The following is a 14,742-nucleotide window of genomic DNA, read 5'->3' as shown; positions in this document are numbered from 1 at the left end:
GCGCTACTCCTCCTCCCAGGGGAACTGCCCCGTCCGTACGTACCGCGAGATCTTGGCCAGGTTCTCCTGGTCGGAGAACACCTCGCGGTTCGCCTCGATCGCCTTGTCGCGGGACGCGGCCAGGGTGCCGTCGAGCGCTCCGAGGTACTTCTTGTAGCGCGCGATGCCGGTCTTCGGCAGGTAGCGCAGCCGCAAGAGGTGCTTGCGGAGCAGGTTGGCGCTGTTGTCCTCGACGGCGTCCACCAGGTGCCAGTCCAGCGCCTGCCTGGCGGTGACCGGCTGGGTCATCAGGGTCAGGTAGTTGGCCTTCGCGACGCCGGTCTTCCTGATGAGGAAGGGCATCACGCACGCGGGCATCAGGCCGAACAGCAGCTCGGAGAGGCTGAATACCGTCTTCTCCTCGCACAGGACGACGTCGCACGCGGCGACGAAGCCCACGCCCCCGGCGTTGACCCTGCCGCGCACATGCGCGACGGAGACGAACGAGCCCAGGGCGATCGAGAGCCACAGGTCGTACAGCGCCTCGGCCGGCGACTCCTGAGGTCCTTCGCCCTCCGCCGCGGAGCTGATCTCCTGGAAGTCGGCGCCCGTGCAGAAGACCTCGGGCAGGCCTTCGAGCACGAGCACCTTCGCGTGCTCCTCGCAGAGCTCGACCACCCGCGCGCACTCCTCGACGAGGCGGCTGCTGATCCGGTTCTCGGCGTCGGGACGGTTGATCCGCAGGAAGCAGATCTCTTGGTCGAATCGGACCTCGACGGTCTCGTAGGCGACGCCGGTCAGGAGATCCACTCGTACTCCCGGTGGAACTCGTCTATTCGCTTCAGGAACAGCCGTTCACCGCCGAGCGCGGCCCTGGACTCGGGGACGGTGGGCCCGCCGAGTTCGAGGTTGCGCGTGCCGAACCTGACCGCGTCGTTGGACTTGAGCAGCAGGTCGTACTGCGCCATGTCCAGCTCGTACCGGCCGTCCAGCGATGCCGCGATGCCCATCCGGCGCAGGTGCGCCTGGCTCTGCGGCTGCACGACCCCGCTGAAGAACTCGGAGCAGCACCCGGAGCCGTACGAGAAGCACCCCACGCGCTGTGCTCCGCCGGACAGGTCCGCGTTGTCGATGGTGCTGGCGAGCGCCAGCATGGTGGTGGCCCCCATGACGTTGCCGACCCGCTTGCAGTACGTCAGGCCTGGCCCCATGCGGCGCTCGAAGTCCTCCTCGATGGCCGCAGGGCGCGCCTTCGCCATCTTGCGCATCAAGTTGCGGTGCGCGCCCTTGACCATGCCGCCGAAGGGCGTGTGGAAGGCCAGATAGCCGAAGGTGTCGATGAAGTCCACGTCGCCCACGCGCCGTTGGTACTCCAGAAAGGCGTTCTCACAGCAGTCGAGGTAGGACAGCAGCGACAGCTCGGCGTTGCCCGCCTCGCTGTCGGGCAGCGGCCTGCACGTGTCCATCACCTCGTGGCCGTAGTAGCCGCTCGCGCCGACGTCGATCTGGAAGACCTTCGGGTCGTCGCCGACGAGCATGGCGACCGCGCCCGCCCCGCCGCTCGGCTCGGCGAAGGACCAGTCCTCGGACAGCGCGTCACCGCCTTCGGCCACCATGAACCGCGTGATGTCCGTGGCGATCACCAGCGCCTTGGCGCCCGGCGACGTCTGCGACAGCACGAAGTTCACGGCGGTCTGCAGGGCGGCCACGCCCGAGTAGCACGCGACCTTGATCTCGAAGAGGCGGCAGTTGCGCCCCAGTCCGAGCAGGCTGTGGAAGTACGTGCTCATCGACTTGCCGAAGTCGAAGGCCGACTCCGTCGCGGTGATCACCATCTCGATGCGGTCGCGCTCCTCGTCGCTGAGCGCGTCGATGATCGGCTTCGCGGCGTTGACGCCGAACGTCACCGGATCCTCGTCGGGCAGCGCGACGGTCTTCTCCTTCATCAGGAGGTTCTCGAACCGTGCGGTGTCGAGTCCGCGGTGCGCCGCCAACTTGCTCACGTCCACGTAGCTCGTGCCTGCGAAGACGTTCATGGCCTCAATGCCCACGGGCATCATTGAGATTCCTCCCCCTTGTTGCCGTCGGCGCAGACGCCGTCCGTCAACCCCCCGGTACGTGACACTAGTTGACCGACTCGATCTCAGTAAGGTCAAAATAGCCGCGATAACCGATCATGTACACCGCTGCCCTGTGGCCGAAAAGCACCGTTGCCGGTGTGGCCGTCTCCAGGTCCCGGTATTCGCCGATCGTCGACCGGACGCGGGTGCCGACCGGGTGGCGTTCGTTCCACTGGCGCACCAACTCCTGTGCGGACAAAGGCTGCTGCTCCGCCGTGGACTCCTGACGCGGCGGTTGCGGCGACTCCCGGCAGATCTTGTTGATGAGCTTGGTCAGGACATTGCCGTGCCCCAACTCCTGGAACTCCATGTCGCCCAGGCCGCGCAGGTGGTTCACGCTCTCCGACCAGCGCACGGCGCTGGTGAGTTGCTCGGCAAGGAGCTCCTTGGCCCGGTGGTCCTCATAAGGCCGGGCGGTCACGTTCGAGATGACCGGGACCTTCTGCGGGGAGAACCTCACGGTCTCCAGGAAACGGCTGAACTCCCGTCGCGACGGCTCCATGTAGCGGGAGTGGAAGGCGCCGCTGGTGTTCAGCGGGGCGAACAGGTGCTTGCCGGTCTGGAAGAGCGGACGGGCGGCCTTGATGTCCTCGGGCGGACCCGAAAGCACGATCTGTGACGCCGAGTTGAAGTTGGCCAGATCGATCGAGGTCAGGCCGTTGTCGTCGAGGATGGCGCGTATCTCCCGCTCGGACGCGTTGAGCACGGCCGCCATCGCGCCCTCCGGCGCCTGGGCCATCAACTCGCCCCGCTTGCGCACCAGTCGAAGGCCCGCCTCGAAGCTGAAGCACTCGGCGGCGAGCAGGGCGTTGAACTCACCGAGGCTGTGCCCGGCGAGGAAGTCCGGCGCCCGCTCCGACTCCTGCAGCTTCTTGTAGTAGGACAGCGCGTTGACGACGTAGAGGGCGGGCTGGGTGAACTCGGTGCGGTTCAGCCGGTTGTCCGGATCCTCCAGGCACAGTTCCTTGACGGAGTAGCCCAGGATCGAGTCGGCCTCCCGGGTGAGCGAGGGGAACTCGTCGAAGAGGCTGCCTCCCATCGTCTTCTTCTGGGATCCCTGACCGGGGAAAACGTACGTCTTCACGACGAGCCCTTTCTGTTCTTGCCACCATCACGGTGCGTGTGCGTGTTCACCGGGGCCGGATTCGGCCGCTTGGCACGGCGGCGGCCCACCCACTTTTTGGCGTTCGTTATCCGGTTCTTCTCCCGACCGCTGGAGTAGAAGACCTTGCAGAAGGCGCGGATGGCTGAAAGCGAGGACTCGTCGCTGAGCATCACGAAGTGGTTCGACGAGTCGACGTCGGTCCGGTGGAAGTCGGGAATTCGCTTTTCCCATTCCGCCCAGTAGACGACGTGGTCCAGCGCCTTGCCGTCGTCCTGGGTCGACAGCACCGGCTCCAGATCACCGTAGAAGAGACCGCTGCTGTTGCGGAAGTAGAAACAGGTCACCGCCTCCGGGCGTGGCAGCGGCTGCACCTCGTACTCCAGCACCTGGTACGCCTCCAGGACGCGCAGGTGCTGCTCGATGCGTGCGCGCACCGCCTCCTCCGGCCCGACGAGACCCCGCTGCCGGGCGAGCGGCATCAGCTCGTCGAGGAGGTCGTCGGCATCGCGGCTCAGGTCCACCTCGTAGCCCGCGATGAAGGGCGCGGGCGCGTCCGGGTCCGGGTCCGCGGGCCTGGACCCGGCGGCCGCCGTCAGCAGTGCGTTCACCTGCTGCAGGACCATGTCCTTGCGCGACATGGTCCTGGCCTTGACCTCGTCGCCGTACATCGTGTCCAGCATGGTGATCGTCTCGACGGCGCAGTCCGCTTCCTGCAGCTGCCGCGCGACCTCGTAGGCCAGCATCCCGCCGAGCGAGTACCCGCCCAGGTCGTACGGGCCCGCCGGCTGGACGGCCCGGATGACGGCGGCGTAGTGGGCCGCCATGGCGCGGATGCCCGTCACCGGTTCGCTGTCGGTCATCCAGCCTCTGGCCTGGATGCCGTAGAAGGGCCGCTCGACACTGTCGGCGACGGCTCCGTAGGCCTCGACGCCGCCGAGCCCGCCGTGGAACCAGAAGACCGGCCTGCCACGGCTGCTCCCGTTGAGGTGCACGATCTCCGGCATCCCGGCCGGTTGTGCGGAATCCGACGGGGGCGCGGCACCGAACCGGCGCACCAGGTCCCGCGTCGTACGGCACTCGGACAGCTCCCGCAGGCTCGCCGCGGGAGCGAACCGCTGGATCCCCGGCAGGAGTTGGGTCGCCAGGATGGAGCTGAAGCCGAGGTCCTCCAGCGGTGTGTCCAGCTCCAGGTCCGCGACGGGCAGGCCGAGCAGACCGGCGACGAGGGCCGGGATCCCGTCCGGCGCGGGGCGCGGCGCCGGTTCCTGTTCCCGTTCCCGCCCCTGTTCCCGTTCCTGTTCCACCAGTCCCGGTTCCGGTGCTTCCGCGCGCGGCGCCTCGGCCGCTGTGCCGTCCGGCCGGCCGGGGGTGACCCAGTGCCGCTGCCGGTCGAAGGGGTAGGTGGGCAGCGCGGGCACCAGCCTGCGCGCCCCGCCCGTGCCCTGGACGCGGTCCCAGGCCACGTTTCCGCCCCGCGCCCAGAACAGGGCGACGTCCTCCGGCCGGTTCTCGGCGAGGAGTTGCCGCAGGAGCGCGTCACCGGCCGTGCCGGTCAGGAGCGCGCCGATGTCCGCGCCGTCGCGCCTCGTGTCGCCGGTGAAGAGCGGGACCGGGGTCTCCCGTGCCGCGTCGTCGCCCAGATAGTGCTCCAGCCCCTCCACGACCTGCTTCACGTGGTCGGCGACCAGGGCCAGCCGGTGGTCCATGGCCTCGCGTCCGCTCTGGAGCGTGTACGCGAGATCGGCGAGGGACACCCCGTCGTGCGTCCTCACGAACTCCAGGACCCGGCGGGCATGGACCCGCAGCCGGTCCGCCGTACGGGCCGAGAGGACCACGATCCGCGGAGACGGTACGTCCTCGGCGGGCACCGCAAGCCCGTCGGGTTCGGGGATGTGCTCCTCGACGACCAGGTGCGCGTTGGACCCGCCCGCCCCGAAGGCGCTGATGGTCGCGCGCCTCGGATACTGCCGCCGCACGCCCTCGATCTCGACCTCGGGCCGGTCCCATCGCGTGGCCTGCTCCGGCAGGTAGAACGCGGTCCCGTCGCATTCGAGGCCGGGGTTGAGCCTGCCGCTCCGCAGCGGCGGGGTGATCCTGCCGTGGCGCATCTGCAGGGCGACCTTGCTGAGCTGGGCGACGCCCGACGCCGCTTCGAGGTTGCCGAGCGTGGACTTGACCGTCCCCAGGGCGCAGAACCCCTCGTCCGGCGTGTGCCTGCCGAAGACGTTCTTGAGCGCCGCGAACTCGATGGCGTCGCCCAGCGCGGAGCCGTTGGCCGACGCCTCCGCGTAGCTGACGGTGCGCGGGTGCACGCCCGCCCTGCGCAGGTTCTCCTCCACCAGCTCTTCCTGCTGTTCGACGCTGGGCACCATGGGGCCGTTCGTACGGCCCTTGTGGTTCACCGCGCTCGACCTGATCACCGCCAGGATCTCGTCCCCGTCGCCGACGGCACGGGACAGCGGCTTGAGCAGGACGGCGCCGACGCCTTCCGCGGGCACGAACCCGTCGCCGTCGAGGAACGCCCTGCTGTCCGGGCTGCTGCCCATCAGACCCGTCATGCGCAGCCCCAGGTACTTCTTGGGGTGCAGCGAGAGGTTGACCCCGCCCACGACCATCAACTCGCTGCCGCCGCGCCGCAGTTCCTCGCACGCCATGTGGATGGCCACCAGCGACGACGAGCACGTCGTGTCGACCGCCATGCTCGGCCCGCGAAGGTCGAAGAAGTGCGAGACGCGGTTCGCGACGGCGCTGGGCGACACCACCGACGTGATGGACTCGTGGACGACGTCGGACGACAGGAGTTGGTACTGCTGGTACATGGTGCCGACGTAGACGCCGACCCGGCCGCCGTGCCGGGTGCGCAGGCTCTCGCGGGTGTACCCGGAGCTCTCCAGGAGGGTCCACACGCATTCCAGGAACAGCCGGGTCTGCGGGTCCATGATCGCCGCCTCGCTGGGCGCGACGTTGAACAGCAGTGCGTCGAAGTCGGCGACGGAGTCCAGGAAGCCGCCCCACCGGGGGACTTCGCCCGGCTCGCCGCCGACCCGCTCGTGGTCCCAGCGGTCCGCGGGCACCTCCGTGACGCAGTCACGGGCGGCGACCAGGTTCTCCCACAGCTCTTCCAGGTCCGCGGCCCCGGGGTAGCGGCCCGCGAGACCGATGACCGCGATCGCTTCGTCGTCGCGGGGTTCGGCCGGTCGTACGAAGCGCTCGGGCCGCTCGGTGGTTTCGGGGAGTCCGGGGAGCTCGGTGAATGCGGGGAGTCCGGGCGCGGTGTACGCCTGTGCGGGCGGCGCGGCGGCGGCCTGTTCCGGTGCGCGTTCGGCACCGATGCCCAGGACCGGCTCCAGCGCGTCGGCGCGTGCGGCGATGAAGTACCGGCCGAGGTCGTCGATGCACTGGTGCTCGAACAGGAGCGTCTTGGGCAGCGAGCCGAAGTCGGCTTCCAGCCGGTCGGTGATGGTCAGCGCGAGGACCGAGTCGATGCCGTACCGCTCGAAGGGCGTGGCCGCGTCGAGGCGGTGCGCGGGGACCTGGATGGCCTCCGAGATGACGGTGCGCAGGTACGCGACGACCTTGGGGTGAGCGGATCCGTGGCCGGTGGCTCCATGGTCGACGGCTGCGTGCGGGCGGTTCGCCGCCGCCGGGACGGCGGGTGTGCGCTCCGGCCGCTGGTCCTCGCGAAGGACCGTCTGCCTGATTCTCACGGCGTCGCCCGCGATGACCAGGACCTGTGTGTGGGCGGCGTTGAGAGCCGCGTGGAGTGCCTGGATGCCCATCGCGCCCGGCATGGGCGTCATGCCGAGCCGCTCGCGCATGACCGACGCGGTGTGCTCGTCGACGCGCATCCCGCCGTCGGCCCACAGCGGCCAGTCGACGGACACGGAGGCACCCGACCGCAGGCCCTGCTCCACGAGGGCGCGCCTGCGGTGCGCGTAGGCGTCCAGGAAGGCGTTGGCCGCGGCGTAGTCGGCCTGTCCGGTGTTGCCGAACACCCCGGCCGCGGCCGCGAACGTGACGAAGAAGTCCAGCGGCAGATCCTTGCTGGCCTCGTCCAGGTTCACCACGCCCGCCACCTTCGGCGCGAGGACCTCGCGGCACTCCTGCGGCGTCTTGCGCCCCACGAAGTTGTCCTTCACGACCCCTGCACCGTGGATGACACCGTGCAGGGTGCCGTGGTCCCGGACGATCTCCTCGACCAGCGTCTCGACCGCCGCGGCGTCGCCGACGTCGACACGGGAGTGGCGCACGTCCGCCCCCTGGCCGCGCCACCGCGCGAGGAGCGCTTCCTGGTCGGGGCTCAGCGGTGACCGGCCCGCCAGGACGACGGTGACGTTCCCGACCTCGGCGACCATGTCCGCCACGACGAGCGAGCCGACGCCGCCGAGCCCGCCCGTGACCAGGTAGACACCGCCGTTCTTCCACGGGATCCGCCGCTCCGGCGGCGCCTTGTGCTCGGCCCAGGTCAGCGCCTCGGCCTCGGCGCCGCGGAAGCGGACGCAGTCGCCTTCGGCGCGCGGGCCGCCCGCGGCCACCTGGGAGACCAGGCGGTCCGCGCCGTCGCCCGCGTCGACGAGAACGGCCTGGACGACCAGGCCGGGGTCCTCCGCCCGCGCCGACTTCAGCAGTCCGAGCAGGCCGAGCGCGAGTGCCGGGTCACCGTCCTGCGGGACGACGAGCTGCACCAGGACGGGCTGCCCCGCCGATCCGGGCAGGACGCGGCGGACGTGGTCGAGCGCCTGGACGACGTACTCGGTGAACCGCTCCGCCGTCCCCGCCGCCGCGGAGGTCAGGCGCAGCACCTCGACGGACGGGCACCGGGCCTCGAACGCGTCGGCGAGCTCGGGCATGTCGCACAGCAGCACGACGTGCCGCGAGGGCTCCGTCGCCGCGGCGGCCCGCGCCGCCCTCTCCCATACGGGCAGGAAGGTGACGCACGTGTCGCCGGGTTCCGCGTCGAGGACGCGGTAGGAGATGCCCTTCACGCGGGTACGCACCGAGCCCTGCTCGTCGCAGAGGTCGATGTCGAGCTTGAAGACCTTGCCGTCCTTCGCCGTACCCGGGCTGTAGCGGATCCACGCCCACATCTCCTCCGTGCACGGGCCGAGGATCTCCAGCTCGTCCAGGGCGAACGGCAGCGACGGCTTCATCCCCGCGACGTCAAGGGCGGACTCCGGCGCGGACGCCGCCCCCATGCCGAGGGAACCCTGCAGCATCGAGTCGAGCAGGCTGGGGTGCAGCACGTACGCGTGCAGGGTGTCCCGCACCGAGCCGGGCAGCGACAGCCGCACCAGGACCTCGTCCCTGCCGATGTGCAGGCGCTCGACACCGCGGTGCGCGGGGCCGTACCCGAAGCCGATGCGCTCGTACAGCGGGTACAGCTGCGCGGCGTCGAGTTCGGCGCGGTCGCACGCGGCGCGGACGCGCCCGACGTCGAGCGTGGCCGGGGTGCCGGGCTTCCGGATCACCTGTCCCTGGCTGTGCACGACGGCGTCCGCTCCGGTGATCGCGAAGTCGATCTCGTCCCGGTCGCCGGGGGTGAGCGTCGTCGTGAGAGCCACCGGGTCCCCGCCGGCCACCACAGGGCGTGCCCACACCACGTGGCGCAGCGTGATCCCCGAGGGGTCGCGCTCCGGCTCGGCCAGTTCGGCGGCCGCCCGTGCCATCTCCAGGCAGGCGACGCCCGGCAGGACCTTCTGTCCGTTGACCACGTGGTCGGTCAGGACGGACTCGCGGCCGGTGAACGTGGACTCGTAACGCTGCGAGCGGAGGGTCGACGCGTTGACGTGCAGCAGCGGATGCGGTGCCGAAGGCGCCGGTCCGAGCGCAGCAGACCGCTGTGCGGTGGGCACCCAGTAGCGGTCACGCGCGAACGGGTACGTCGGCAGCGGCACGCGCCGTGGCCGCTGCCGCTGCCCGGCGAACAGCCCCGCGTAGTCGAGGTCGTAGCCCTGGGCGTAGAGGTCCGCGACCGTCGAGAGGAGCTCGGTACGGGGTCCGGCTTCGGTGGCCGACACCGAGCGGTGGATACAGTCGGTGCCGTAGCTCTTCAGCGAGGCCCGCTCGCCCTGCCCGCGCTCGGCCGGCCCGCCGACGTGCACGTGCGGGCTCGCTCCGGTGGACAGCCACTGCCGCAGTACGTGGACGACCTCGTCCTGGCCCCGCGCCACACAGGCCAGGCGGTGCGGAAGGTGCTTGCGGCCCGACAGCAGGGTGAAGCTCACGTCGCCCAGGCCGAGCCCGGGGTGCGCGGCGCAGTGCGCGGCCAACCGCACGGCCTGCTCGCGCAGTTGCTCCGCCGTGTCCGCGGACAGCGTGACGAGGTGCGCCGGGTACGCGTCCTCGCGTGGGGCCTGGTGCGGCGCCTCCTCGATCACCATATGGGCGTTGGTCCCGCTGACGCCGAACGAGCTGACGGCGGCGCGGCGCCTGCCGTCCGCGCCCGCCTCCCAGAGGCGGTCCTCCGTGTTGACGTAGAAGGGGCTGTCGGTGAAGTCGATGTGGGAGTTGCCCACTTCGTAGTTGATCGACGGCGGGATGCGCCGGTTGCGCAGCGAGAGCAGGATCTTGATGACCCCGGCGACACCGGCGGCGGTGGTGGTGTGCCCGATGTTGGACTTGATGGAGCCCAGCGCGCAGAACTCGCGCCGGTCGGTGTAGCGGCCGAAGGCCCGCTTCAGCGCGTGGTACTCGATGGGGTCGCCGAGCTTGGTGCCCGTGCCGTGCGCCTCGACCAGCTGGATGCCATCGGGGTCGATCCCGAAGGCGTCGTAGACCGAAGTCTCCAGGCGTTCCTGGGACTTGGCGCTCGGGGCGGTGATGCCGTTGGACGCGCCGTCCTGGTTGATCCCGGAGCCGCTGATGACGCCGTGGATGTGGTCCCCGTCCGCGAGGGCGTCGCCGAGCCTCTTGAGGACGACCACCCCGACGCCCTCGCCCGGCACGAACCCGTCGGCGCGGTCGTCGAAGGTGTGGCAGCGGCCGCTCGGGGAGAGCATGCCCGCCTGGCCCGCGAGCCGGTAGAACTGCGGCGTGCACTGGATGGAGACCCCACCCGCGAGCGCCATCTCGGTCTCGCCGCCCCAAAGCCCCTGGCAGGCAAGGTGGATGGCGACCAGCGAGCTGGAGCACGCGGTGTCCACGGCGACCGCGGGGCCCTGCAGGTCGAGGTGGTAGGAGATGCGCGCGGGCAGGGCCGAGAGCGCGTTGCCCCACATGGCGGGCGCCGGGACATCGTCGCCGAAGAGCGCGGTGTACCCGCTCTCCTGGCAGCCGACGTACACCCCGCAGCGCCTGCCCCGGGTGGCGGACCCGGCGTGGCCCGCGTCCTCCAGCGCCTTCCACGCCTCTTCGAGGAACACCCGCTGCTGGGGGTCCATGTAAGTGGCCTCGACCCCGGAGAGGTTGAAGAACGCGGGGTCGAACCGGTCGTGGTCGTCGATGAAGCTGCCGTGCCGGCAGACCGGCGCGCCCGCGGGCGGGTCGGGCAGCTTCCAGCGGGTGACCTCCTCGACGAGGTTGTCCCCCCGCACCAGGTGCTCCCACAGCTCCTCGACGCCGGGCGAGCCGCCGAACCTGCCGCTCATGCCGACGATCGCGATCGGCTCCCGCTCCCCGGATACCGTCCGTACGACGGTGTCCACCGGGACGGCTTCCACGGCCTCCACCGGAACGCCGGCAACCGGTGCGGGCTCCAGCGGGAGCGTCCCGGCGCCGTCGGCCGTGGGCGCCTGCGGCAGCGAGGCCGCGGCCTGCGTCCTGTGCTCGTCGAGGATGTGGGCGGCGAGCTGCCGGACCGAGGGGTGGTCGAACAGGTCGGTGGTGGCCAGGTCGACGCCGAGCCGCTCGTTGATCTCGTGGATCAGCCGGACGCCGATGATGGAGTCCACGCCGTAGTCCATGAAGGTGTCGTCGGCGTCGATCCGGGTCCTGTCGACCTTGAGGGCCTGGGCGAGCTGGTCGAGTACGACGTCCCTGACATGCTGCTCAAGCGCGTCGTCGGACACCGACGTCCCGCGCGCGGCGCTCTCCCGCCGCGGCGCGGGCCGCGCCGCTTCGGCGGCCCGGGGGTTCCTGTCGTCCGGCCGGGCGTCGGACTCGTGCTCGGCCTCCTGCCGGATCACACCGTCGCTCTGCGCGGCGATGATCTGGTATCCCAGGTCGTGCAGGCCCTCCGCCGGGAACGACACGGCGTCGAAGCCCTCGTCCTCCAGCGCATCGGACCAGGACCGCGGGGACAGCCCCGGGCAGCCGGGGAGGCGCAGCTCGGCGTCCTCGTACAGCCACCACCCCGTCAGCAGGCCGAACGTCAGGTGGGTGAAGAGCGAGTTCGCCGATATCTCGTTGGCGAGCAGGACGCCGTTCTCCTTGAGCAGCGCCTTGGCGTTGCGCAGCGTCCTGCGGATGTCCCTCGTGGCGTGCAGGACGTTCGTGGCAAGGACGAGGTCGAAGCTGCCGAGTTCGACGCCCTGGGAACTGGGCGCCTTCTCGATGTCGAGCAGGCGGTAGTCCAGGTACGGGCGGCCCGGACCGTACTCCTGCTCGGCGTGCATGAGGAACGAGCGCGACAGGTCGGTGTAGCAGTAGGTCTCCACGTGGGAGGCCAGCGGCTCGAGGCGCTGGAAGACCTTCAGGCTGCCGCCGCCCGTGCCCGCGCCGATCTCGAGGATCCTGATCCGGGCCCGCGGGTCGCCGTGCACGACGGCGCGTACGACGGCGGCCGCGGTGTCGGCGAGGACGCCGTTGAAGACGTCGGTGACGGGGTTGCCCTTGTAGATGCCCTCGACCAGTTCCAGCGAGGAGTTGGGGAACAGGACATCGGTGGCGGGCACGGCGCCGGTGAGGATCCGCGGCAGCGCCCGCAGCGTGGTGTCGAGGAGCACGGCCTGGGCGCGCAGGTCCGCGTCGCGGGCCCAACGCGCGCTCCGTGCCTCCCACTCCGCCCACAGGTCACGGCTGTTCTCCGCACTGCTCGGGCTCGGGCGGGCCGGGTCGCCGTGGAGGTGACCGCGGGTCAGGAGCTGTCGGACCGATTCGCCGGCCCAGCGGCGCAGCTCCTCACCGACGGGGAGCCCGGCGATCGCCTCGCCGACGTCGGCCGTGCGACCGCCGACGTCCGCGAACAGCCCGGCGACCCGCAGCTGGTCGAGCAGGAGCCTGCTGAGCAGGTCCTCGTCGATGAGCGCGTCCGTGTCCTCGGGGGCCGCGGGTGCCGCGGCGAGGGGGACGTCCGCACCGGCCGCGATGTCCCGGCACAACCGTGCCAGTGGCAGCGGGACGCCGGTCCTGGCCGTGGTGATGGTCTCTTTGCGGGTTATGCCCCACATTTACGCGATACCCCCGTTGTCCTTGACCAAGCCGAGTTGGTCGAATGCTCCGTCGAGAAGAACGTCGAGAGCGGCCATGCCGTCGGCGGGCGAGATCGAACCCGCGCCCGCCCTGCTCATGCGCTCTTGATGCTCGGGGGTGGCGACGACGCCGACACTGCCCCAGTAGCCCCAGTTGATGATCTTGGCCGGGATCGCGGTCCCCGCCAGGCTGTGGGCGAAGGCGTCCTCGAACACCGAACCCGCCACGTAGTTGCACTGCCCCGGTGCCTTCATGAACGAGTTCATCGAGGAGAAGAACAGCATGAAGTCCAGCGGCTCGCCCCCGAACACCTGCGCCATCCGCACGCTGACGTCGACCTTGGCCGTGACGGCGGCGCGGAAGCGCTCCTCGTCCATCCGCTCGACACTCCGGTCCAGGAGGACGATCGCGGAGTGGACCACACCGTGGACCGGCCCATGGGTCCGCTTGATGTGCTCGTAGGCGCGCCGCAGCGACTGCAGGTCGGCCGCGTCGGCTCGTACGTAGCTGGGCGCGGGGCCCAACTCCCCCAGCCTGCGCAGCCGTTCGCGGATCGAGGCGTCCTCTTCCCGCCTGCCGATCCAGACGACGTGGGCGCCGTAGTCGCGGATCAGGTGTTCCGTCCACGCCTCGCCGATGCCACCGGCACCGCCGACCACGACGTAGGTGCCTCCCTTGCGGTAGGCCGAACTCCCGGTCGGCTCAGGGGACTTGCTCTGGACCGGGACGAGCGTCTGCAGGTACCAGCGCTTGCGGCGGTGCGCCCAGACACTGCCGCGCTCGGCCCGGGACAGCGCCAGGATCTCCGCGAGCGGCAGCTCGCTCCCGTCCTCCAGGTCGACCAGGCGGACGTTCCAGCCGGGGTACTCCTTGGCCACGGAACCCAGCAGGCCGTGCACACCGGCGTGCGTCGGGTCCACCTGGTCGCTCCGCCGGACCCGCTGACTCCGTTCCGTCAGGACGGTCACTTCAAGCGGGCGCTTGCCGTACCCCGAGCTCAGCAACGCCTTCAGCGTACGGAAGCAGGCGTACAGGCCGTCTTCCTGTGCCTCGACCAGTGCGTCGTCGACTCCGGCCGCCGCAGCCGGAGTTGGCGCCCAGATGATGTGGTCGATCGGGCCGTCCTGCGCGAGGAGCCGCTCCGCGAGCGTCTCCACCGTGTCGGCGCCGCCGACCGGGAACCGTTCGGCACCGGGGAGACCGGACCGGATCCGCTCCCACTGCTCGTGACCGCCGATCACGACGACCCGGCCGGTCCGGCGGGCCGTGTCCACCGGTTCGGGCCGGGGCGCCGCGTCCCAGACGGGCTTCAGCAGGACGTTCGTGCCTGAGGAGGTGTCCTCGGCAGCGGCGACGGTCTCGGCCACGAGCGGCTGCACCACCGTCTCGGCCACGAGCGGCTGCGCCACAGGAGCAGCAGCAGGGGCCTCGGCGGGCAGGCCGAGCCAGTAGCGCTCACGCGCGAAGGGATAGGCGGGCAGCGGTACGCGGCGGGGTGCGCCCTGGGGATAGAGGAGGGGCCAGTCGACCGAAGTCCCCCGGACCCAGCGGTCCGCGAGTTCCTCGCCCTGCGCGGCGGTCAGGACACCGCCCGCGGGGACGACCGGCGCCTTGCCCGCGGCGGACGCGTCCTTGCCCCTGCGGTTCCTGACCCGCCCGGTGAACAGGCCTTCCGCAGGGCCGCCGTTGAGGTACCGCGTCACCTTCTCCACGAACTCCCCGCGCGTCGCGGCGGCGAAGGCCAGCCGCCACGTCATCGGTTCGCGCCCCGTCTGGAGCGAGTACGCCAGGCTCCGCAGGTGCACGGACGGATGCGCCTCGACGTGGTCCCTGATCCGCTCGGCGACGGTCGCGAGCTGTTCCTCGGCCTTCGCCGACAGGACGAAGACCGACGTCCCCGTGCTCGCCGCCGGCTCGGTCTCCTCGTCGTCGCCGCCGTCGTACTCCTCTAGCACGAGGTGGGCGTTCGTGCCGCTGAAGCCGAAGGAACTCACGGCCGCGCGACGGCTCTCGCCGGGGCCCACCTTCCACGGTGCGAGCTCGGTGTTGACGTAGAAGGGCGAGTTCTCGAAGTCGAAGTGCTCGTTGGGGGTGTTGAAGTGCAGCGTCGGCACCAACTGCTTGTTCTTCATGCAGAGCAGCGTCTTCTGGATGGCGGCCACGCCCGCGGCCGCCGACGTGTGCCCGACG

Annotated in this window: 5 protein-coding genes (1 of these 5 running past the window's edge); all 5 read right to left on the bottom strand. The window is 70.7% G+C overall.

The window, feature by feature from the left end; translation table 11 throughout:
• Nucleotides 1-3: 3 nt before the first annotated feature.
• On the bottom strand, nucleotides 4-789 hold the full coding sequence (locus AC07AG_RS21205; protein WP_478756646.1) for an enoyl-CoA hydratase/isomerase: 786 nt from the start codon (nucleotides 787-789) through the stop codon (nucleotides 4-6).
• Entirely contained in the window at nucleotides 777-2,036 is a 1,260-nt protein-coding gene (locus AC07AG_RS21200) for a hydroxymethylglutaryl-CoA synthase family protein (protein WP_478757060.1), read from the bottom strand. Before AC07AG_RS21200 ends, AC07AG_RS21205 begins: the two co-directional genes overlap by 13 nt.
• Before the next feature lie 67 nt (nucleotides 2,037-2,103).
• Nucleotides 2,104-3,183 carry an ACP S-malonyltransferase gene (fabD, locus tag AC07AG_RS21195; protein WP_478756645.1) on the bottom strand — a complete coding sequence of 360 codons (1,080 nt, stop codon included), beginning with the start codon at nucleotides 3,181-3,183 and terminating at the stop codon, nucleotides 2,104-2,106.
• On the bottom strand, nucleotides 3,180-12,530 hold the full coding sequence (locus tag AC07AG_RS21190; RefSeq protein ID WP_478756643.1) for an SDR family NAD(P)-dependent oxidoreductase: 9,351 nt from the start codon (nucleotides 12,528-12,530) through the stop codon (nucleotides 3,180-3,182). The genes fabD and AC07AG_RS21190 overlap by 4 nt, the downstream gene beginning before the upstream one ends.
• Nucleotides 12,531-14,742, bottom strand: partial view of an SDR family NAD(P)-dependent oxidoreductase gene (locus AC07AG_RS21185; protein WP_478756641.1) — the 3' portion only. 15,443 nt of this gene lie beyond the right edge of the window; 2,212 of the gene's 17,655 nt are visible here — the last part of the coding sequence; its start codon lies beyond the right edge, outside the window; it ends in the stop codon at nucleotides 12,531-12,533.

It is taken from the genome of Streptomyces sp. NPDC044044 (assembly GCF_056434405.1).
Note: the sequence above shows the minus strand (reverse complement) of the source record. Positions and strands in the feature narration are given on the sequence as shown.